This is a genomic window from Bradyrhizobium sp. USDA 10063, from assembly GCF_054063735.1.
In genome coordinates this window covers 4,789,433-4,811,002 of record NZ_JBSSGP010000002.1, presented here as the reverse complement: position 1 = coordinate 4,811,002, position 21,570 = coordinate 4,789,433, and the positions used below count along the sequence as shown (strand labels likewise).

General features: G+C 63.0%; 18 protein-coding genes, 1 tRNA gene and 1 pseudogene. 15 read left to right on the top strand and 5 right to left on the bottom strand.

The features are described from left to right. Positions 1 to 32: 32 nt before the first annotated feature. The 10 genes from ACVJGD_RS24740 (at position 33) to ACVJGD_RS24695 (ending at position 11,511) form a co-directional block, all read left to right on the top strand. The gene (locus tag ACVJGD_RS24740; protein ID WP_456636756.1) at positions 33 to 968 is read left to right on the top strand and encodes an oxidoreductase; all 936 of its coding nucleotides are present in this window, start codon (positions 33 to 35) and stop codon (positions 966 to 968) included. 90 nt (positions 969 to 1,058) lie between these two features. Continuing rightward, entirely contained in the window at positions 1,059 to 2,348 is a 1,290-nt protein-coding gene (murA, locus tag ACVJGD_RS24735; RefSeq protein WP_456636755.1) for a UDP-N-acetylglucosamine 1-carboxyvinyltransferase, read from the top strand. A 58-nt stretch (positions 2,349 to 2,406) separates the two neighbouring features. Continuing rightward, positions 2,407 to 2,850: a DUF2948 family protein gene (locus ACVJGD_RS24730; protein ID WP_456636754.1), complete on the top strand. Its 444-nt coding sequence runs from the start codon at positions 2,407 to 2,409 to the stop codon at positions 2,848 to 2,850. Positions 2,851 to 3,019: 169 nt separating this feature from the next. Beyond that, entirely contained in the window at positions 3,020 to 4,315 is a 1,296-nt protein-coding gene (gene hisD, locus ACVJGD_RS24725) for a histidinol dehydrogenase (RefSeq protein ID WP_456636753.1), read from the top strand. Beyond that, entirely contained in the window at positions 4,312 to 4,815 is a 504-nt protein-coding gene (locus ACVJGD_RS24720) for a UPF0262 family protein (RefSeq protein WP_456636752.1), read from the top strand. Before hisD ends, ACVJGD_RS24720 begins: the two co-directional genes overlap by 4 nt. A 33-nt stretch (positions 4,816 to 4,848) precedes the next feature. Continuing rightward, complete coding sequence (locus ACVJGD_RS24715) at positions 4,849 to 5,313, top strand: arsenate-mycothiol transferase ArsC (RefSeq protein ID WP_456636751.1); 465 nt, start codon at positions 4,849 to 4,851, stop codon at positions 5,311 to 5,313. A gap of 294 nt (positions 5,314 to 5,607) precedes the next feature. After that, the gene (locus ACVJGD_RS24710; RefSeq protein WP_130578882.1) at positions 5,608 to 6,240 is read left to right on the top strand and encodes a Maf-like protein; all 633 of its coding nucleotides are present in this window, start codon (positions 5,608 to 5,610) and stop codon (positions 6,238 to 6,240) included. A gap of 1 nt (position 6,241) precedes the next feature. Beyond that, entirely contained in the window at positions 6,242 to 6,448 is a 207-nt protein-coding gene (gene yacG, locus ACVJGD_RS24705) for a DNA gyrase inhibitor YacG (protein WP_456636750.1), read from the top strand. A 165-nt stretch (positions 6,449 to 6,613) separates the two neighbouring features. Beyond that, positions 6,614 to 6,689: transfer RNA gene (locus tag ACVJGD_RS24700), tRNA-Phe, on the top strand. A 958-nt stretch (positions 6,690 to 7,647) separates the two neighbouring features. Further along, entirely contained in the window at positions 7,648 to 11,511 is a 3,864-nt protein-coding gene (locus tag ACVJGD_RS24695; protein WP_456636749.1) for an autotransporter outer membrane beta-barrel domain-containing protein, read from the top strand. 395 nt (positions 11,512 to 11,906) lie between these two features. Here ACVJGD_RS24695 and ACVJGD_RS24690 read toward each other — a convergent pair whose 3' ends face one another. The 5 genes and pseudogenes from ACVJGD_RS24690 to ACVJGD_RS24670 form a co-directional block, all read right to left on the bottom strand. Beyond that, on the bottom strand, positions 11,907 to 13,427 hold the full coding sequence (locus ACVJGD_RS24690; protein ID WP_456636748.1) for a DUF1214 domain-containing protein: 1,521 nt from the start codon (positions 13,425 to 13,427) through the stop codon (positions 11,907 to 11,909). Between the two features lie 15 nt (positions 13,428 to 13,442). Further along, a complete protein-coding gene (locus ACVJGD_RS24685) occupies positions 13,443 to 14,945 on the bottom strand; it encodes a DUF1254 domain-containing protein (RefSeq protein WP_456636747.1) in 1,503 nt (500 codons plus the stop codon). Positions 14,946 to 15,075: 130 nt separating this feature from the next. Continuing rightward, positions 15,076 to 16,416, bottom strand: coding sequence for a DUF1254 domain-containing protein (locus ACVJGD_RS24680; RefSeq protein WP_456636746.1), 1,341 nt, complete (start codon positions 16,414 to 16,416; stop codon positions 15,076 to 15,078). A gap of 220 nt (positions 16,417 to 16,636) precedes the next feature. Further along, a pseudogene (locus tag ACVJGD_RS24675) lies at positions 16,637 to 16,855 on the bottom strand (DUF1214 domain-containing protein); the annotation flags it as partial. A gap of 600 nt (positions 16,856 to 17,455) precedes the next feature. Continuing rightward, positions 17,456 to 18,154: a hypothetical protein gene (locus tag ACVJGD_RS24670; RefSeq protein ID WP_456636745.1), complete on the bottom strand. Its 699-nt coding sequence runs from the start codon at positions 18,152 to 18,154 to the stop codon at positions 17,456 to 17,458. Positions 18,155 to 18,305: 151 nt separating this feature from the next. Between ACVJGD_RS24670 and ACVJGD_RS24665 the strand changes: the two genes are divergently transcribed. From ACVJGD_RS24665 to ACVJGD_RS24645, 5 genes are all read left to right on the top strand, one after another. Beyond that, complete coding sequence (locus tag ACVJGD_RS24665; RefSeq protein WP_456636744.1) at positions 18,306 to 18,560, top strand: type II toxin-antitoxin system VapB family antitoxin; 255 nt, start codon at positions 18,306 to 18,308, stop codon at positions 18,558 to 18,560. Then, positions 18,560 to 18,964 carry a type II toxin-antitoxin system VapC family toxin gene (locus tag ACVJGD_RS24660; RefSeq protein WP_456636743.1) on the top strand — a complete coding sequence of 135 codons (405 nt, stop codon included), beginning with the start codon at positions 18,560 to 18,562 and terminating at the stop codon, positions 18,962 to 18,964. Before ACVJGD_RS24665 ends, ACVJGD_RS24660 begins: the two co-directional genes overlap by 1 nt. 235 nt (positions 18,965 to 19,199) lie before the next feature. Then, positions 19,200 to 19,925 (top strand): STN domain-containing protein, encoded by a 726-nt coding sequence (locus ACVJGD_RS24655; RefSeq protein WP_456636742.1) that lies wholly within the window; start codon positions 19,200 to 19,202, stop codon positions 19,923 to 19,925. Beyond that, positions 19,922 to 20,470, top strand: coding sequence for an RNA polymerase sigma factor (locus tag ACVJGD_RS24650; protein WP_456636741.1), 549 nt, complete (start codon positions 19,922 to 19,924; stop codon positions 20,468 to 20,470). The genes ACVJGD_RS24655 and ACVJGD_RS24650 overlap by 4 nt, the downstream gene beginning before the upstream one ends. Before the next feature lie 33 nt (positions 20,471 to 20,503). Then, positions 20,504 to 21,508: a FecR family protein gene (locus ACVJGD_RS24645; protein WP_456636740.1), complete on the top strand. Its 1,005-nt coding sequence runs from the start codon at positions 20,504 to 20,506 to the stop codon at positions 21,506 to 21,508. Positions 21,509 to 21,570 lie beyond the last annotated feature (62 nt).

Genomic DNA, 21,570 nt, shown 5'->3' with positions numbered 1-21,570 from the left:
CCACACCCCGATTCGACCAAGGAGATATAAGCATGCGCGGCTGGAGCACTGCAGACATTCCACCCCAGACCGGCAGGACCGCCGTGATCACCGGCGCCACCGGCGGGCTCGGTTATGAGACTGCGCTGGCGCTGGCGGGCGCCGGCGCGAGCGTGGTGCTGACCGGCCGCAACGACACCAAGGGCAACAACGCGCTCGAGCGCATCCGCGCGCAACATCCCAAGGCCGACGTCAGCTACGAGACGCTCGATCTCGCAAGCCTTGCCTCGGTCGCCGACTTCGCCGGGCGCTTCGCCATCAGCCGCCCTTCGCTCGATCTCCTCATCAACAATGCCGGCGTGATGGCGCTGCCGAAGCGGCGGACGACGCAGGATGGTTTCGAGATGCAGCTCGGCATCAATTATCTCGGTCATTACGCGCTCACCGCGCGCCTGCTGCCGCAGCTTCGCCGCGGCGTTGAGCCCCGAATCGTCAATCTCTCGAGCCTGGCGCACCGTTCCGGCGCGATCGATTTCGACGACCTGCAGTCGGAGCGGTCCTATCGCTCGTTTCGGGCCTACTGCCAGTCGAAGCTCGCGATGCTGATGTTTGCGCTTGAATTGCAGCGCCGCAGCGACGCCGACGGCTGGGGTTTGATGAGCACCGCCGCCCATCCGGGCTATGCGCGGACCGACCTGATCGACAATGGCCCGGGCACCAGGAGCCTGTTTGGGCGCTTCGGCCAGTTGCTGCAGCCTTTCAGCCAGTCCGCCGCCGACGGTGCGTTGCCGACCTTGTTTGCCGCGACCTCGCCGGACGCCAGGCCCGGCGGCTACTATGGCCCGAACGGGTTCCACGAGTTGAAGGGCCCGCCGGTCGAGGCGAAGATCATGCCGCAGGCGAAGGACGCCGCGGTCGCGGCGATGCTGTGGGAGGTCTCGGCGATGCTGACCGGCGTCTCCTTCGACCAGTTCGCGGCCGCCGCCTGAAAAGCCCACGGAATCGCCCTAAATTTCAACACTTTTGCGGTAGCCTCGGTCCTTCGATAGGTTCCTCGCGGATCAGGGCAAAGAGGCAGCATGGATCGCATCCGTATCGTCGGCGGCAACAAGCTCAACGGCACCATCTCAATATCGGGCGCGAAGAATGCCGCGCTGCCTCTGATGATCGCGGCGCTGCTTACCGAGGAGACATTGATCCTCGACAACGTGCCGCGGCTAGCCGACGTGGCGCAGCTCCAGCGCATCCTCGGCAATCACGGCGTCGACATCATGTCGGCGGGCAAGCGTCCGGGCGACCACGAGTACCAGGGCCAGACATTGCACATCTCGGCCGCCGACATCATCGACACCACCGCGCCGTATGACCTGGTGTCGCGGATGCGCGCCAGCTTCTGGGTGATCGCGCCGCTGCTTGCACGCATGCGTGAGGCGCGGGTGTCGCTGCCCGGCGGCTGTGCCATCGGCACCCGGCCGGTCGATCTCCTGATCATGGCGCTGGAGAAGCTCGGGGCGGAGATCTTGATCGACGGCGGCTATGTCGTCGCCAAGGCTCCTGGCGGCCTGCGCGGCGCCGATATCGCCTTTCCCAAGGTGACGGTGAGCGGCACCCATGTCGCGCTGATGGCGGCGACGCTGGCAAAGGGCACCAGCGTCATCACCAACGCCGCCTGCGAGCCTGAGATCGCCGACGTCGCCGCGTGCCTGAACAAGATGGGCGGGCGCATCACCGGCGCCGGCACGCCCTGCATCATCGTCGAGGGCGTCACAAGGCTCCATGGCGCGCGCCACACCGTGCTGCCGGATCGCATCGAGGCCGGCACCTATGCGATGGCGGTCGCCATGACCGGCGGCGAGGTGCAGCTTTCCGGCGCACGCCCCGAACTCCTGCAATCGGCGCTCGATGTGCTCTGCGACGCCGGCGCCACCGTCAGCGTCAACAATGACGGCATCCGCATCGGCCGCAACGGCGCCAGCCTGCGTCCGGTGACGGTCGCGACCGCGCCGTTCCCCGGCTTCCCCACCGACCTGCAGGCGCAACTGATGGCGCTGATGACCTGCGCCGGCGGCGCGTCCGTGATCACCGAAACGATCTTCGAGAACCGCTTCATGCATGTGCAGGAGCTGGCGCGGTTCGGCGCCAGGATCTCGCTCGACGGCGAGACCGCCACCATCCGCGGCACCGACAGATTGCGCGGCGCGCCGGTCATGGCGACGGACCTGCGCGCGTCCGTCTCGCTTGTCATCGCGGGCCTTGCCGCCGAGGGCGAGACCATGGTCAACCGCGTCTATCACCTCGACCGCGGCTTCGAGCGGCTGGAGGAGAAGCTGTCGGCCTGCGGCGCGTCGATCCAGCGTATCAGGGATTGATAGGGGCTTGCCGCGGGCACATATGGGAACCGGTTTCCTTCGCGGAGCTTCTTTCCCCATGACGCCGCCCGCGCCGCTCAAGCTGATCGCACTCGATGCCGACGATCTCGCCGTGATCTCGGCGCATGTGCAGGATGCCCGTGTGCAGGCTTCCGATATCGTCTGGCGGCAGGGCGAGAAGCGGCTCGTGGTCGGCATGTCCAGGCTCGACTGGGAGCAGACGCTGTCAGGCGAAACCGCCTCGCGCCGCCTGATCGCAGCTTTGCGCTTCGACCGCGTGCTTGCCTGCAAATCGCGCAAGATCAACCTGGAGGCGCCGGACACCACCCTGGAACTGCTCTGCATCGAGTTTCACGAGGGCGACGCCCCGGGCGGCAGCGCGCTGCTCCTGTTCAGCCAGGGCGCCACGCTCCGGCTCGATGTTGAATGCCTGGAATGCGAATTGACCGACCTCGGCCCCGACGACCTCGGCACCGCCCCGGCGGCGCCGGAGCTGCCGTAGGGTGGGCAAAGCGCAGCGTGCCCACCATCTACATTGCGCTCGTGATGATGGGCACGCTGCGCTTTGCCTACCCTACCGCTCCGGTGCCTTTGTCGGCCATCAAGGGTTGACGGCCCCTATCCGCCGCGCCATTGAGCATGGGCCCTTATTTCAAACCCAAGAACGCCCCATGCCCCTTCGCCTGGACCGAAGCAGCGCCGATTTCGAGCAGCGCTTTGCCGCCTTCCTTGCCGCCAAGCGCGAGGTTTCGGCCGATGTCGAGCGCGCGACGCGGGCGATCGTCGATGACGTGGTGGCGCGGGGCGATGCCGCGCTGATCGAGGCAACCCGCAAGTTCGACCGGCTCGACCTCGATGCCTCCAGCCTGCGCGTCACTGCGGCCGAGATCGATGCCGCGGTGAAGGCGTGCGATGCTGCCACGCTCGACGCGCTCAAGCTCGCCCGCGACCGCATCGAGACCTTCCACCAGCGCCAGATGCCCAAGGACGAGCGTTTCATCGACCCGCTCGGCGTCGAGCTCGGCTGGCGCTGGAGCGCGGTCGAGGCGGTCGGACTCTATGTACCCGGCGGCACCGCGGCCTACCCGTCCTCGGTGCTGATGAACGCGGTGCCGGCGAAGGTCGCCGGCGTGCCGCGCGTGGTGATGGTGGTGCCGGCGCCCGACGGAAAGCTCAACCCGCTGGTGCTCGCGGCTGCCCATCTCGGCGGCGTCTCCGAAATCTATCGCGTCGGCGGCGCGCAGGCGGTGGCGGCGCTCGCCTATGGCACAGCCACGATCGCGCCGGTCGCCAAGATCGTCGGCCCCGGCAACGCCTATGTCGCCGCCGCCAAGCGGCTGGTGTTCGGCAAGGTCGGCATCGACATGATCGCGGGTCCTTCGGAGGTGCTGGTGATCGCCGACGACACGGGCAATGCCGACTGGATCGCCGCGGATCTGTTGGCGCAGGCCGAGCATGACGCCAGCGCGCAGTCGATCCTGATCACCGACTCTGCGCGGCTCGCCGCCGATGTCGAGCGTGCGGTGGAAGCGCAGCTTGCGACATTGCCCCGTGCGGAGATCGCGCGCGCCTCCTGGAACGATTTCGGCGCGATCATCCTGGTGAAAAAGCTCGACGATGCGGTGGCGCTCGCGGATGCGATCGCGGCCGAGCATCTGGAAGTCATGACCGTGGACGCCGAAGCGTTCGCAGCGAAAGTCCGCAACGCCGGCGCGATCTTCTTAGGCGCGCATACGCCGGAAGCGATCGGTGATTATGTCGGCGGCTCCAACCATGTGCTGCCGACCGCGCGCTCGGCGCGGTTCTCGTCGGGCCTCGGCGTGCTCGACTTCATGAAGCGGACGTCGATCCTGAAATGCGGTCCCGACCAGTTGCGCGCGTTGGGGCCGGCCGCGATGACGCTCGGCAAGGCCGAGGGGCTGGATGCCCATTCCCGTTCCGTCGGACTGCGCCTCAATCTCTCATGAACAAGCCGCCCGCTGAGGAGGATCCCAACAATCGCATCGTCGCGGTGACGCTCGACGAGGAATCGATCGGACGTTCCGGGCCCGATATCGAGCATGAACGCGCGATCGCGATCTACGATCTGATCGAGCAGAACCTGTTCGCGCCACAAGGCGCAAGCGAGGGGCCGTTCACGCTGCACATCGCGATCACCGGCAACCGGCTGATGTTCGACATCAGGCGGGAAGACGGCACGCCTGTCGTGGCGCATCTGTTGTCGCTGACGCCGTTCCGGCGGATCGTGAAGGACTATTTCATGATCTGCGACAGCTACTACCAGGCGATCCGGACCGCGACGCCGGACAAGATCGAGGCCATCGACATGGGCCGCCGCGGCATCCATGACGAGGGCTCGCGCACGCTGCAGGAGCGGCTGAAGGGCAAGGTGCGGGTCGATTTCGAAACCGCGCGGCGCCTGTTCACGCTGATCTGCGTCCTCCACTGGAAGGGACAGGACGCATGAGACGCGCGCGGCCGCAATCCGACAAAGCGTAAGATGGGAGCGCCGCCCGCGCGCAATCCGCAGGCCGTGCTGTTCGCATGCGGCCTGAACAGCGTGCGCTCGCCGATGGCGGCTAGCCTGTTGCAACAGATGTTCCCGCAAGGACTCTATGTGCGCTCGGCCGGCGTGAAGAAGGGCGAGCTCGATCCGTTCGCGGTCGCCGTGATGGCCGAGCTCGGCCAGGACATCTCCACCCACAAGCCGGTCACCTTCGAGGAGCTCGAGGATTGGGAAGGGCTCAATTTCGACCTCATCATCACGCTGTCGCCGGAAGCCCACCACAAGGCGCTGGAATTGACCCGCACGCTCGCCGCCGACGTCGAATACTGGCCGACCCAGGATCCGACCGGCACCGAGGGCAACCGGGAGCAGAAATTGCAGGCCTATCGCGACGTCTGCGACGGCCTCCTGACCCGCATCCGTCGCCGCTTTGCCAGGGCCGGCGCCACGAGCGAGTAGCCCGGACAAGTCGCACACCGCTCCCGCTTGCTCCCGCCTCTCCCTGCAAGGGAGCGGCCGGATTGCATCGCCAGATGCAATCCGGGTGAGGGCCCCGGTCCCTCGAGGGACCACCGCTCGCGGCCACGCATCAAGCCACGCCCTTGTCGCTTCGCTGACAAAGAGCTGTGCTTATGGGGCCCTGTGCCCTCTCGGCGAAAATGATTCGCACCCGGTTCCCCGGTTGTGAAAGAAAGCCCCATCCGATAGGTTCCGCGCGCCTTTACCCCCAAGATCCCGCTCTCCATGAACCTGATGCTTGGCCGTCCCAAACTCGTTCTTGCTTCCGGCTCGCCGCGGCGGCTGGCATTGCTCAACCAGGCCGGCATCGAGCCGGATGCGCTGCGTCCGGCCGATGTCGACGAGACCCCGCGGCGGGGCGAGCTGCCGCGCGCCTGCGCCAATCGCTTAGCGCGGGCCAAGGCCGAAGCCGCGTTGAAATCGGTGCAGCTCGACGACGACATCCGCGGCTCGTTCATCCTGGCCGCCGACACCGTGGTCGCGGTCGGCCGCCGCATCCTGCCAAAGGCCGAGCTGGTCGACGAGGCCGCGCAGTGCCTGCGCCTGCTCTCCGGGCGCAACCACCGCGTCTACACTGCGATCTGCCTGGTGACCCCGAGGGAAGCGTTCCGCCAGCGCCTGGTCGAAACCCGCGTGCGTTTCAAGCGTTTGAGCGAGGATGACATCCAGGCCTATATCGGTTCGGGCGAATGGCGCAGCAAAGCCGGCGGCTATGCCGTGCAGGGCATTGCCGGCTCGTTCGTGGTCAAGATGGTCGGTTCCTACAGCAATGTCGTGGGCCTGCCGCTGTATGAAACGGTCACGCTGCTCGGCGGCGAAGGGTTTCCGATCCGGTACGGTTGGCTGAATACCGCTACGGTTGGCTAAAATGCCGGAACAACGAAGACGGGCGGGCGCCGCGGAGGCGCCTGCGAAGACGAACAAACCGTCCAGGCCGTGCCCGATCTGCGGCAAGCCGGCCGAGCACGCCTTTCGCCCGTTCTGTTCCTCCCGCTGCCGCGACGTCGACCTCAACCGCTGGCTCTCCGGCACCTACATCGTCCGCGGCCGCGACGACGAGGCCGAGGAGGAATAGTTAAGTCTTGTCAATAAGTTGTGGAAAATTCCGCTTGGCCTTCGATCGGGCCGCGAAGCCGGGCTAGCCGCGCCGTAGCCAAAGGCGAAGGCGGGTGGACAGCAGCCCTCCACACCACTATAACCCGCCCCGCTCGCTTGGCCGTTTCCGGCCGTCCCGCGACCTGCCCAGGTAGCTCAGTTGGTAGAGCATGCGACTGAAAATCGCAGTGTCGGTGGTTCGATTCCGCCCCTGGGCACCATCCTACGATTTTCTACGATAAACGACGATTTTCTGCGATTCTCGTTGGCTGGACGGTACCGATTCCGACCAGCGCGGTCATCGCGTTAGAGGGGACCCTCGCTACCAATCCTGCGATTTTGTAATTTCAATTCTGGCGGTCAAGCATCTCAGGAGTGAAGCGCGGCTTAGCGGTTCGCTGGCATTGTGCTTGTCGGAGCGGTCGTGGTCGAGAGTTGTTGGCAGTATCCAATCTTCCTTCCATTGCGCTGACACCAGCGCATCTGACAGGCTGGCAGGGTCCTCAAAAGAACTCGCCCATTGAGGGCATGTTCTACGGCGTTGTCCTGATGCCTCGTGCACCACTGCACGCGGACGTCGATTAGCGGCAACGGGACTGACGCCCCTGGTTTGGAGCCGAAGGTAATGCCCAGGGCGAATTTCGTGCGCACGGTCGTCGCCAGCAAGTAAGCATTACGGAAGACACGCGGGAGCGAGTCGAGCGGGGCTCGCGCGGTCCAAATGTGATGGAGCTCAGTCGCGGCAAGCTGCACGACCCACGTTCGCGCCGACGTTGAGTGTGCCGACGCCGACGAGATTGGTCCGAATCGCCATTGATCGCGGCACCACGGATCCCCGACAGGTGGCTCGCGGACGCACTTTTTTCGCCTCGTTGCGCCCTCGCGCCCTAGAATATGCGGTTTGTGCCACTGAGCTTGCGAGACGGGGCGCGCCCGAGATTTCTCGCCAGTGTTGCGGTTTTACAATTTTAGGTAGTGAGCGCAGATAGTAACTTGAATCGTTCTCGAGACTCCGGGCTCGCCCGATTCCGCCGAAGGTGCTCGGCGAAATGCAGCACGAACCACGTCATTTTTTGATCGTTCCTTTTGTGACGTTTTCATTGGTTTGAATGCTGCCGCCGGCAAAGCCGGACCGAGAAGGAAGAATTCCTCATCCCGATTCTCTGGCCCCACCGTGGAGTGGCGAAGCACTTTTACGCGCGTTCAAGCGGCGACCCGGAGGGGGCCATGCACCGATACGAGTCTTCCAACGTCGGCAAGGCCACGGAGTGGACGGTAACGATCGCGGCCCTGGTTGCGCAATTTGGCTGGTGGGTGTCACCTGCTGCGGCACAGGTAGTCTGTCCCAGCCCTGCTGTCGTGACAAATTCGTCATGCACGGTTCCGCCTGGCACGATCATCACAGTCACTCCGGCGAATGCCATCGGACTGAATGCCTCGGGTGCTGCGGGACAGATCACTGCCAATGGCATCACCGAGAATCTCGCAGCGGCCGCAACGACCGGCGCGCTCGCACAGTCGGGAAGCACCATATTCTTCAACGGCAGCATGCTTCAGTCGACTGCCACCGTCGCCGCCAACGCCAACAATCAAACCGGGCTCCGTGCAACGGGCGGCAGCACGATCAATGCGGTCGACGCGACGATCCGCTTGTCGCCAATGAATGCTGCCGGAACCGCCTTCCTCGCCAGCACCAACATGGTGGGAGCCAGGGCCGACGACGGTGGCAAGCTTTTCTTCAACAATACCAGCATCACCACCCAGGCGACGACGGGAGCGGCCGTCGGCGCCAATCACGGCTTGGTTGCAACGGGCGCAGGAAGCGAGATCAGCTTCACCGGCGGTTCCGTCAGCACGCTCGTGTCCCGCGGCTCCTTCGGCGCGCTGGCGCAAGGTGGCGGCACAATCAAGCTCGATGGCACACAGGTGACCACGACCGGAGCGCAGATCGTTGCGACCAGCACAGGGAGCCACGGGCTCGTCGCAACGGGCGCAGGGAGCAAGATCAACGCCACCGGCGTCACGGTGAGTTCGTCCGGGATGTTCGCGAACGCAGTGCGCGCCGAAAACGGCGGGAGCGTGTCCCTGATCAGCAGTTCGATCAGCACGAGCGGCGTCGGCAGCGACAGTTTTCCTTCAGCCGCCGCACGCGCGGTGGCGGGCGGAACGCTGCAGATCAGCGGGGCGGGCAGTTCGATTACTACCACGGGGGTTCGCGGTCACGGCGTTTCGGTTGAAGGCGCGGGGTCGCAGGGCCTGGTGTCGGGCACGGCCATCACGGTCGGTGGCGACCGCGCAATCGGGATCTTGGGCAACGGCGCCGGCTCCATGTTGCAAATCACCGACAGCAACGTGGGTTCCAACGGGCTGCTCGGCTATGGAATCCGAGCGCAGTCTGCTTCGGTCGTGAGCGTAACCGGAGGTTCGGTCACGACGGCGGGAGATAGGGCGGTTGGGCTATCTTCCACGCTAGGCTCGTCGCTTACGGCCACGAACGTCGCCGTTATGACGACCGGCACGGCCAGTCAAATTCCGATGGGCGCGTTTGCGCTCTCGGCCGGTGCCCTGAATTTGAACGGCGGTTCCGTCGAGACCGTGGCGGGGTTCGGCCTTGCCGCCCGGGATCCGGGCGCGACATTGATCTCCAGCGGCACCACGGTCCTGACCCATGGCAGGATCGGGCATGGCGCGGCAGCCGATGATGGTGGCTCCATCATGCTCACGGGCAACGCGATCAAGACGGAAAACGAATTGGGCCTCGGACTGTTCGCGGTCGTCGAGCAGGTCGGTCCGGAGTTCGCCGCCAGCGTCACCGCGAACCGAGTCTCCGTCGAGACGCTTGGCCTCAATGCCTACGGGGCAATGGCTCAGCAAAACTTTCTCGCGGCGCCCGCTCTGGTGACCGTCAACGACTCATCGATTGTCACGCATGGCGAAGGGGCCGTGGGTTTGCGGGCGATCTCGGCCGGCACAGTGATCGCGAACCGCAGCGCGGTGCTGACGGAAGGTATCGGCGCGCACGGCATGCTTGCGAGGAGCAATCCGAGTTCGGTGATTCTGGATACGACCTCGGTCTTGTCCACCGGAGCCAACGCACATGGCGGGGTCGCCGAGAACGGCGGGCTGATCAGCGGGATCAATTCGACCGTAACCGCAACCGGCGCCAACGGGTCGGCACTGCTTGCGGTCGGCGAGGGAGGGACGCTTTCGACCGCGACCTTCATCAACAGCACGCTGAGCAACGTCAGTGGCCCGACCATCGGTGTGGCCGGCGCCGCGAATATTTCGCTCACAAATACGATTGTGGGAGGCAGTGGTCAGTGGCTGAAGGTCGGGACAACGGAGGACTTTCCGCCACTGGCGTTGCCTGAAACTCCTCTCACGGGAATCCAGGATCCCGAGGCGGGCGCGCCCGCAGCACCGCCGCTTGCGCCCGCGCTCGGTCCGGTGGCTCAGGCCGCCCCCGGCGTCGCCAACGTCGTTCTAACCCACTCGACCGTCACCGGCTCGGCCTTCACCGCACCGGGCAGCGTGTCAAATGTGACATTGCAGGACAACAGCACTTGGATCATGACCGGGAGTTCGAACGTCACGAACCTGGTGAACGATCCGAGCTTGATCCAGTTCACGCCGCCGAGCGGCGATCCTTTGGCGTTGGCCAGCTACAAGACGCTCACGACCGTAAATTATCTCGGTATCGGCGGCGTCATCGGGCTCAACACATATCTCGGGAACGACGCTTCGCCCTCCGACAGGCTGGTGATCAATGGTGGCAACGCGAGCGGCAATTCTCCGCTGAGCATTCGCAATACCGTGGGCGCAGGCGCCCTTACTGTCGCTAACGGCATTCTTGTTGTCGACACCCTCAATGGAGGCACCACCGCGCCGGGCACATTCAGCCTCGCGGGCCCCGTCGTGGCCGGTCCTTACGAGTATACACTTCACCGCAGCAGTGTGGACGCGAGCAATCCACAGGCCTGGTATTTGCGCTCGACACTCGACTGCACACTAGATCCGAGCAATCCCGCTTGCGCCCCCGGACCCACGCCGGAGCCGCCCAATTTCCGCCGGGAAACCTCGCTGTACGCCGCAATTCCATCGATGGCATTGCTGTATGGCCGCACGCTGCTCGACACCCTGCACGAGCGGGTCGGAGACGAAGAAGATCTACGCAATCGTCCGCGCCTGAACGATGTTGCGAGCGGTGCATGGGGCCGCGTCATCGGCCAGCACGGCAATCATGACGGTGATCCGCTCGGTGTGTTCGGCAGCGGCCCGAAGTTCAACTATGACATTGGCGCCTTTCAAGGGGGCCAGGATTTTCTGCGGCGTGACGGTGCCAACGGCAGCCGCGACCACGCGGGTCTTTACACCGCGATCGGTTTGCTGACGGGCGGGGTCAGCCATGTCAACCGGACCTTCGCCGGCAATGATCGCCTGAACGCCTACAGTCTTGGTGGCTACTGGACGCATTTCGGCGCGCCCGGCTGGTATGTCGACGCCATCCTCCAAGGCACCTGGTACGATGCCAAGGGGATCTCCGGTCGCCTGCCAACGTTGACGACCAACGGATGGGGTTTTGCCGGCTCGCTCGAAGCTGGCTACCCGATCAAGCTCGGCGGCGGCTTCATCGTCGAGCCGCAGGCGCAGATCGTCTATCAAACCGTCAGCCTTGACGACGGCAACGACACCGCGGCGAGCGTTCAGTTCCGAAACGTTGAATCTCTTGCCGCGCGTATTGGAGCGCGGATTGCGCGCACGTGGTCGCTGGACGATAGCTCTCAACCACGATCGATCACCGCCTGGATCCGGCCGAGCCTGTGGAACGAGTTTCGCGGTACGCCGCGAACCTTGTTCTCATCCGCCGATGGTCCGGTGCCCTTCCAGTCCAACATCGGCGGCACTTGGTTTGAACTGAATGCCGGTATGAACGCCCAGATAACACGGGCGACATCGTTGTTCGCCAATGTCGGCTATCAGGTCAGCACCAACGCCGACACGACGACCTATAGCGGAAAAGTCGGGATGCGCATGGCGTGGTGATCACGTGCCAAGTGCTCACGCCACCATACTAAGGATAAGCAGGGGTTCCTCGTGTCGGTGGTTGCGTATGTTTCCCTCCCTGGGCACCAAACTACGCTTTTCCACGCTGGACCGCGATCTTGTACGATTGCGTTTGCTAGATCGGGGCCTTGTCTTGCGCGCTCGCAATTGAGCCAGCCTCCCGGGCGCCCGCGCCAAGTAAAGCCATTGCAGCGAGTGCGGCGACGCTCAGGATACGTGGCTTCGTCGTTATCCGATTTCTGCGGCTCGGCTTCATGGGAAGCGCCTTTTATCAACATGCACCGAGCACGTTCGGCTGCTCCGGTCGCGATGTTGTCCGTCCCAGCGGATGTTGTCCCAGCGATAGTAGTCGATAGTGCCCCCCTGATGAGTCATCATGCACGCACGATGCCCGGCATGTCGTAGGTCGCGTCGATCAACCCGCCCTTCGGGCCGTAGAAGCGGAACACGAAGCGGAAGGGTCCCTTCGGGGCCGGCAGCCAGTTCCTGGCCCGGTTCGGGTCTCGCGGCTTTTCATTCTGAATATAGATGACGAGCTTGCCGCCTTCCGCGTGCAGCTTCCCGCGGTCCAGCATGAAGCTGTTGATCGAGTAGCGGTTGATCTCGTTGTCGACGAAGTATCCGTTCCGATCGTAGATCGGCAGTTCCCAGAACTCGGTCACCGGCGGCAGATCGTTTGTGTCGAACGTCAACGTGTATCGGTACGCACCGTCGAATGGCCTGCCCTCGGAGTCCACGAACGCCATCGCGCTAGCGTGTGACCGCAGGTCTATCGGCGCCCCGATGGTCGTCAGGCCGTAGTAACCCTGCTTGACGTAGTCCTGCAGGTCCGGCATCAGCTCGGCGCCGCTCAGGAGCCAGTTGCCGGACATCTTCGGCATGACCGCCTGCACATGCGCCTCGCACTCCTGCTTTGCCTCCGCGAACGCGGCCTCGACCACCGCCTTCTGAGCGTCGGAGAGCCAGGACGGGTCGAACCGGACTCCGGGGCGCAGGCCCAACCGCGACAACTGCTCCAGCGTCCCGATCTCTTTCGCCGAGTCCTTGCGCAGCGTCATGGCGCGGTCGTTAAGCACCAGGCTGACCATCTGGAGCAGGTCGATTCCAGTCAGGCTGGTGGCGATCTCGACAAGCCGGGACATGCGCGGGATCGTAGCGTAGCTTCCTTCGAGTTTTGGCTGATTCTCGGCCCGCATAGCCCTGCGGCCGTTCGCCTCCCAGACGCTGAGCGGGAAGATCGAGGTCTGATCCATCAGGGCGTTGACGGCCGCGACCTCCTCCGGCTCGTCGCTCTTGAGCGCGTACCGGACCGCGAAACATGCGAAGTTGGATGGAGCGGGATGGACCTGGACCGATGCTAGTTGATCCGGATACGAGCCTCTGTAGTCAGGTCCGACGACGAGATGGGTCTGCGGCTCACGTCCCGTGAACTGGTTGCCGATCATCAAGTACCAGCGCGGATACTGGTCGCAGGCCTGCACGCTGAAGTACCGGTCGGGAACGGCCGGCGTGACCACGACGGCTGGCTCCCGGCTCAGGTCGAAGTAGGCGGCGCCGTACAGCGTCGTCGCATTCGGTGTTGAGACGCTCTTGTCCTCGGCGGTGCGCGGCTTGCGGTCCCAATGCAGATGGCCTTCGCCGACGAAGAGCGGCGTGCCTTCGAACTGAGTGAAGAGGTAGCGCAGCTCGTACATGCCGACCGGATGCATGCCCCAGAAGAACGCGTCCTTGGTGAGGTCATGAAGTTCCTTGTCGGTGAGGCGAGATATCCCTTCAGACCCCGGTGCCGTCGTAGCCGTCTGTGCGAACACGTCGGATGTCGTGATGGGTGCGATGACGGGTGCAGTTGCAGCGCCCACCAGCAAGCCAACGGTCTCTCTGCGATTTGGCCTCATGACAAACTCCAAAGTTCATCCGACCTTTTCGACGTCCGGGAGCCTCCATGTCTTGTCGAAATAGGGCTGGAGCGGCCCGTACCAGCGGAAATAAAGGAAGAATCCGGAACCCGGCTTGCTCTTGACCCAATTGGCTTCATTGCCGGCAGGCGCGCTTGGCCCGAAATAGAGGTCGATCGACCCGTCCGCGTTGGTGTTGAGCTGCTGATATGAATTGCGGCCGGAAACGCGCTGATCGGTGTCGATCATCGACCGGGTTTCCGCATCATAAACGACCACGGACCAGAAGTCCTTGACCGGGGGATTCGGCGGTACCGTCAGACGATAACCGGCTGAACCGTCGAGCCAGTTTCCGTCGCGATCCTTGAATGTGGACACATACTTCGATCCCGCGCCCACCATGTCGAGAAGGGCGGCCTTCGAGCTGCCGAGCGCCTGGTAGTAAAGAGCGGCACGGCTATCCAATTCAACAAAGTTCGGATTGACGAATTCAGGATGCTCGCTGAGGAGCACTTCTTCCCAGTTGCTCGTGCCCGGCCAACGCAGCTTGCTCGGGTAGCGTGAATCGTACGATATGGCTGCCGTCATCGCGTGCCCGGCCTGGGCCGCTCTGGCAAGGATCGCCTTGGTACGGTCGTCCGGTGCGAAGGGCTTGCCTTTTTCGATCCCGAGACCCGCCAGCATGCCGAGAAATTGCTTGTCCTGCTCCCGCACCGGCTCACGCTCCACGAACCGCGCAATCTTCTCGAAGTAAGCAAGCCCGTCCAGGGTCTCGCCGACGGGAATCAGCGTTGCCTTTTTTCCCGAGACGTTGACGAACCGCATCGCCGGCGGGCCCGCTGCATCCGCGAGCGAATAGATGCGCATCCGCTTGATGTCCGCGACGGCCGCATCGGGTTTTCCATCCCTGACAAAGCCCCGCACGAGCCAAAGGAAGAGCTGCGTGTCCGATCGCACCGCGAAATAGCCGGCCGGGGGCTCTTGTTTGTCGCCCGGCGGCAGGATCAGAAACTTGCCGCCCTTGCCCTTGTCGGGGCCGAGCGCTCCGATGTCTTCCAACGGTTGCTGCCAGAGGCTGATGATGAAGCCGAGCACACCCGGCGCCGCTTCGATGACGACCGGCCCGGTCTTGCTCATATCGATGGTGCCAAAGGAGTAGATCGACTCTCCGTTGCCGGTTGCTACGACAGTGGTCGAATCGAGGAAGTTTTCGAATATGCCGACGGTTGTCAGCGATAGCCCCAGGTCGCGCTCCAGCCCATCGGCGAGGACCTCGACCTGGACTGCCGGCATCGCCCAGATATAGGCCTGCACCGCCCGCTGGTAGTCGAGTTCCTCGTATAGCGCCGGCACTGATTCACGGGACGGATAGCCGCCCCGCAGCGCGAAACGCCCATCGCCGCGGCTGGTTAGCGGTCTGTCTTGCGCTGCGGCGGTGGAACGTTGACCCAAGGTCACGGTGGGCGCGGCCGACGCGGCCGCCAAGGCGGCAATAGCTTCTCTGCGATTGGGATTCATCGGTCGCACTCCCTTTGCCTCGTTTCGCTTACGTCTCTTCGATCGCATCGAACTGCTGCGTCATGACGATCGGCCCGACGAAAATTCATCCGACCTTTTCGACGTCAGGAAGCCGCCGTGTCTTTCATGCTCATTTCACCGGCTTGAGCGGCGGCACGATGTAAGCGCCGCGATACATTTTCTCTTCCGGCTGATACATGCGCATGATGAGGAAGAAGCCTTCCTTGGGCGCTGGCAGCCAGTTCGCCTCCTGGTCTTTGCCGGGAGAGTCGTGCTGGATGGAGAGCGTCAGCGACCCGTCGGGATCGGTCTTCAGCGTCTCCGCCATATTGCCGATGCCGTAGCGCTTGATCGGGTTGCCAATGAAGAATCCATCCAAATCATACAGGCTGATGCGCCAGTAGCGCGCCGGCGGCAACTGGCCGGCCGGAAAAGTCAGCCGATACCGCTGCTCACCGCTCAGTGGTTTGCCGCTCTCGTCGGTGCGAGCAATCGGATAAAGGATCTCGCTCGCGAGATCGCCCCAGACGTATTTCCAGCCGACCGAACCTCGAACGAGCCAGTCGTCGAGGCTGGTGAGGTCGTAGCCGATCATCCACGTTCCGCCCGGCTGCACTGCCGTCTGCGTTCTCGCCTTGTGTTCGAGAATGCTCTGCGCGTCCAACACCGCCCGCTTCAAACCCGCCACGGTTGCCGCGTCGAGCTTCTCGAACTGAAAGCCGTCTGCAAGCGTCACGCCGATGCGCTCGGCCTGGCGGGCGAACGCCAGTTCGTTGTTCCGCGGCGTGATGTCCTTCAACGTCTCGCAGAGCTCCTCGAAAAAGAGCAGTTCAGCGGGCGTCTTGGTGCCGGGTCGCCGCAACGGGCGCATCGGCGGGCCCGGCTCGAGCTCCTTGTTCGATACGCCCCAATCCTTGAGAGCGATCAGCTTGTGGCCCTTCTGCAACGAATGAACGTTTTGGAGATCGTCGTTCCCATAGACGGCGATATGCGGGACGGCCCACACGTAGCGGCTGCGCATCTGAATCGTTTTCAGCCCATCGGGAAGCGGGCCCTTCCACCCGCTCGGAAGCAGCGCGTAGGCTGGCGGCTTCGACCCATCCTGCTTCTGGCTGATGGTGTGGGTATCGCCGTGGAGCTCCCAGATGCTGGTGCGGAAGTAACGCTCGCCATAATCGGGATGCACGACCACGATCGGTCCGTCTTGCAGGTCGAGGATCGCGCCCGAGTAGAGCGTCTCGGTGTTCGGTGTCTCGATGATGCGGAGTTCATGCGTGAGCAACGCCTGCGCATGTCCCCAGACATTGATGCCGTGCGGACTGGGGTCGATGGGGTTGCGCGTCGCTCCCGGTGGAAGCGGCGACGAGCCGCCGCGCAGAACCTGTCCCGCCTTGACCCACTGCATGCCCCAGAGCACCGTCTGCACCCCCAAGGCGTAGGCCTCCGTCTCGCGCGCCTGCTCAGCGCTCATCCGCGCCACAGCATCAGCGGGCTTGATGAGCGATGAGGCCGGGGCCTTGTCTTGCGCGCTGGTTGGCGGTCCGGCTTGTGCTGCGGCTGTGGATCGTTGACCTAAGTTCACCGCAAGCGCGACAGCCACGGTCGCCAGCACAGCGATTGCTTCTCTGCGATTGGGATTCATCGGCCGCACTCTTTTACCTGGCTTCGCTCGCTCACGTTCCAACCGAGACCTATGTCATTTCCTCGATCTCACCCGGCTTCCAGGTTTTGTCGAACCAAGGCTGCAGCGGACCATAGAGCCGCGGGATGACGTTCCATCCCTTGCCGGGCCAGGTCTGCACCCAGTTGCCTTCCTTGCCCGGAGGCGCCGTGGGACCGAAGTACACGTCCACCGATGTGTCGGCGTTGACAGCGACGCCCGCCTTTTGGCTGCCAATGCTCGGAAATTGAGCGCGTCTGAGGTCACGGCGGGGGCGGCCAGCGCGGCTGCGAATAAAGCGATGGTTTCTCTGCGGCTTGGGTACACAAGTCACCTCCCAAGCGGAGGCCGGAGGTCACGCGGATGGTAGCTATTTTGCAATTGCCGAACCGCACCCACCAGTCACAACCGCAACCCCGAGTATACCACCCGCCGAGCATTAAACTAGCCTGGGCCAATGGCTGCCTTGGATCAATTGCGGCGGTTGAGTCTCGTCTCAACCGTGCCAATTTTCATTTGGATTGCTTACTGGGGCGAATGAGACGCAGTTATAGTTTTGCTTTCGATGCGCTCATCGTTCGCCATAAAGATGCTTTCCGGCAAGCTAGGCTGCTCGCCAATAACAAAACAGGGTTCCGCCACAGTGGGTTTCGCGATGTCGCGAACCGCCACCGTGCCAAGCACTCACGCCACCATGCTAAGGACAAACAGCGGTTCCTCGTGTCGGTGGTTGCGTATGATTCCCTCCCTGGGCACCAAAACTACGCTTTTACACGCCGGACTACGATTTTATCCGATGGCATTGCGTGAGCGCTGGCGATGAACGAGGTCGCGGACGAGCTGGAATCCATCATGGCGTCTTTGCTTCTGCCAGCGCCCGCGGCTCGAGTAGCAGACCTTGTCGTTCATAGCGGCCACGGGTCCTGCTGAAGCGCACGACCACAGCATATCGGGTGCTTTTCGCTTTCGCGCGCCGCGTGAGCAAAGCATCGCCCGCCGGCAGATATTCGAGATCATCGAGACCAACGCAGCGCAGGCATGCCGGACCGGGATCCTCCATCATCAGGAGATCGCCGGTGCCGCCGCATCTATGGCATGTCCACTCCGTGTTCAATGGCTGGATGACCATCAGCTCCGGAGCGCGGCTTGCCTTTTCCGCCAGTCGCTCGCGCTTCTTCTCGGAAAGCTCCGGCGACACCCAATGTGTCCGGTATGACGCCTCGATCTTAGGATCTCCGCTTCGGCTGAAGCGCAGCATCTGACGCCGCGGCGTACGAGCAACATACGCCGTCTCGCTTGCTAACAATCGTTGCGCGGTCGCCCACGACCGGAATAGCCGCATGGCTTCCGAGATGCGCGGCAGATTGGTCCGGACCACACGCTCCAGGCAATCGATCTGCCCGCGGCGCCAGCGCTCCGCCGCCTCAAGGTCAAGCCACCCGATCCCGATGAGGATGTCGATGCTGCTCACAAACTGCCGGGCGGCAAGCGCTGCTTCCGCCGCCCTGGCGACGCGATCAGCAAGTGGAACCTTATTCTTCCGGCTCATACGCAGTCGAACTCGCTATTCCATGCGGTGCAAAGCCAACGTCATCCCCTGCGCTGTGCACCCGCACGAGATCATCGATAGCTGCGTGTCAAAGGTTGACTTGCATGGCGCCAAGGTAGAACACTCCTAATCAGGAACCAAGGAACCTGTTATGGCTTTGAGCATAAAGGACCCTGAAACCGAACGCTTGGCCAGGAGTCTGGCGCAGCTCACCGGCGAGAACATCACGACAGCGACCAAACGTGCCATTGAGGAGCGACTGCGCCGGATTGGCGGCCAATCCCGTAAAGCCACTCTATTAGAGGATATGGCCGAAATCCGTCGGCGCTGGAGTGCAATGTCGGTTGTGGATGACCGGACGCCAGAAGAAATTCTCGGATATGACGAGCACGGATTGCCACGCTGATGGTGATCGACACATCGGCGATCGTCGCAATCGCTCTCAACGAGCCCGATGCGTCAGAGATCGAACTGCGAATTGCCGATGACCCTGTCCGGCTGATCTCTGCAGCGACCGTGCTCGAAGCGGCGATGGTGCTCGAGACGCGGTTGGGCGACGCGGGCGGGCGCGAGTTTGACCTTTGGCTGCTCAAGATCGGCGCCGAGATCGTCCCCGTCAATGCCGAACAGGCCGATGCGGCGCGGCGCGCCTGGCGTCGCTACGGCAAAGGGCATCACGCCGCCGCACTGAATTACGGCGACTGCTTTTCCTATGCGCTGGCGGTGACCCGTGGCGAACCGCTGCTGTTCAAGGACGAGGACTTTGCAAAGACCGACGTCAACCGATCAGGCGAAACGGCACCCCGATAAATCGATGCGCACTGGTCGCAGTAAAGATAAGCGGCATATCAGAACTGGACCGGCAAAGACGTCGGCACCGGCCCGCTCAAACATGCGCCGTGGGCCGAATTCCAGGCTGACAGCGTCCACCGATACGCACCTGTCGTTAAACTATTATATTCTGGCACTAGCGTCCGGGCTCGACTCACAGGTCGGATAAATCATTACGATGTCGAGATAGACTGGTGAGCGGCATCTAGCTCGTTTGAAAGCCAGTCTGTTGTTGTTTCGGATCATCTGTGTCAGCTGTGCAGCGCTACTGAGCACCAGCCTTTTGTTTTCCGGTTCAACGGCGGCAGCTCAATCGTCCAGCCGGACGACGCCGATCGTTTTCGACATTCCGGCACAGCCGCTCGTGCAAGCATTGATGGCCTATGGTGCCGCAACCGGTCTCGACATCTTTTACGATGCGGATCTGGGAGAGCAGCAGCACTCGACAGAAGTCAGAGGGGCCTTCACCGCCTCTGAAGCCTTGCAACTGCTGCTCCTCGGCACCCGGTACAACGCGCGCAGCACTGGGCCTGGCGTCTTCACCATCGCTCCAGCCACCCAAACATCGCTCGCCGATCCGGCGGCGCCCACTGCTGCTCAAGCGTATCGACCGTATTTTGCAACCATCCAGGCCCGTGTCAGCGACGCGCTGTGCCCAAATGCATCGATCGCCGCAGCACGCGACGAGGCATTGTTCCGGTTCTGGCTCGCGCCGTCCGGCATGATCGCACGGGCGGAAGTGATCACTGATGACGGTGCTTTGGCCGGGGATCAGGCCCTGGCAGTCGCGCTGCAAGGCGTCGTAATCGGCACGCCGCCAGCCGATATGCCGCAGCCTGTCAACCTGGTGATTTATCCGCCGACCAGATCGTCGACCGCATGCCATTCCACGCCGACGCGAGCGGGGATGGGATCGCGTGCAGAGAGCCGGCCGCAATGAGCGAATCCGGTGCTGATTTCCTGCGTCGATGGCTGTTGCTTGACTACGACAATCTGAAAAGGCGGCTGGCAAAGCGTCTTGGGTCCGTGGATCGTGCGGATGACGCGCTTCACGACACCTGGGTACGGCTGGAGGGGACAAACCAGCTCGGCGTCATTCATCAGCCGCAACGCTATCTGTTCCGCATTGCGTATCGTCAGGCCCTTGCGCAACTGCGTAAAACGTCGGAGCAAATCACGCTTGACGAGGCCCGTGCAGCACTAGACCTGAGAGACGACGCACCTAGTCCGGAGCAAGTCGTCGAAGCAAGATCGGAGATAGACGCCGTTGCCGCGGCGCTGGCCGAACTTTCCCCACGGCGACGCGCAATTCTCCTGGCGTCGCGCGTCGAAGGGACTGCGCTGAAGGATATCGCGGTCCGTCACCGGATTTCGCAGCGTATGGTTGAAATCGAAGTTAAGCTGACGCTGATCCATTGCAGCCGCCGCCTCGGAAGAAAAATCGTTCAGCGTTTCGGTCCGAGGCCATCCAAAGGATCACCTTAGTATGAGAATGGCGAGTCGTAGGGCCGCTGGCTGATGACCGAGGAGAATGATCACCTTCCGCTCAATCCAACGCGGTTGGAACATGAAGCCCACGCTTGGGTGGTGCGCTTCGCTTCCGGCGGGGCGGGCCGGAGCGACCTTGATGCCCTCAAGCGATGGTCAGCACAAAGCCCGGCGCACGCGGCAGCGTTTGACCGGGCGAGCAGGGCTTGGAAGTACGTAGAACCAGCCGCTCGGTACGTGCGGCCACTGGATGCCGTCGTTCCCTGGTCTGAAGCTGCAAATGCGTCTTCCTTCGCCAGTCGGCGCATCGGGCGGCGAGCCTTTATTGGTGGCGCACTGGCAGCTTCCGTGAGCGGCGTCGGTTTGTTGGTTGCTCGGCCCCCGCTCGGTCTCTGGCCGTCCTGGAGCGAACTCAGCGCGGACTACCGGACCAGCATCGGAGAGCAACGCCAGATTACACTCTCCGGTCATGTTTCCGTTGAGATGAATACAAGAACCAGCATCGCCCTGCGGGGATCCGCGGAAAACGCGGATCAAATCGAATTGCTCGCGGGTGAGGCAATTGTCACTGCACCCAAAGCCTCCAACGCGGTGACTGTTCTTGCCGCAGACGGCCGTATCGTTGCAGCCGACGCGCTTTTCAATGTTCGGTACGAGAACCGAAACGTCTGTGTGACCTGCCTGCAAGGGCAGGTACACGTCGAGCAGCGAACAGCGGCGCTGCCACTTTTGTCTGGTCAGCAGGTCAATTATTCGGAAGACGGCATCCGGCAACCGGTCGCCATCGACTCTGCGGCGGTGACCGCCTGGAAGGACGGCGTCATCATTTTCAAAGCGACGCCGATCAGCGATGTGATTGCCGAAGTCAATCGATATCAATCCGGCGCAATTGTGCTGACCAATGCGGAACTTGGTCGTAAACGCTTCAACGCTCGATTCCGAATATCGAACATCGGCGAAGTGGTTGGTCAGATTGAACAAATCTTCGGCGCAAGGGCCACGAGGCTGCCGGGCGGCATTACGCTGCTAGGCTGAGTCCGGCGTCATCGAATTTTTTTTCGATCTCAGCAAAAAATCATTTCGGTCGCGGCTCGGCT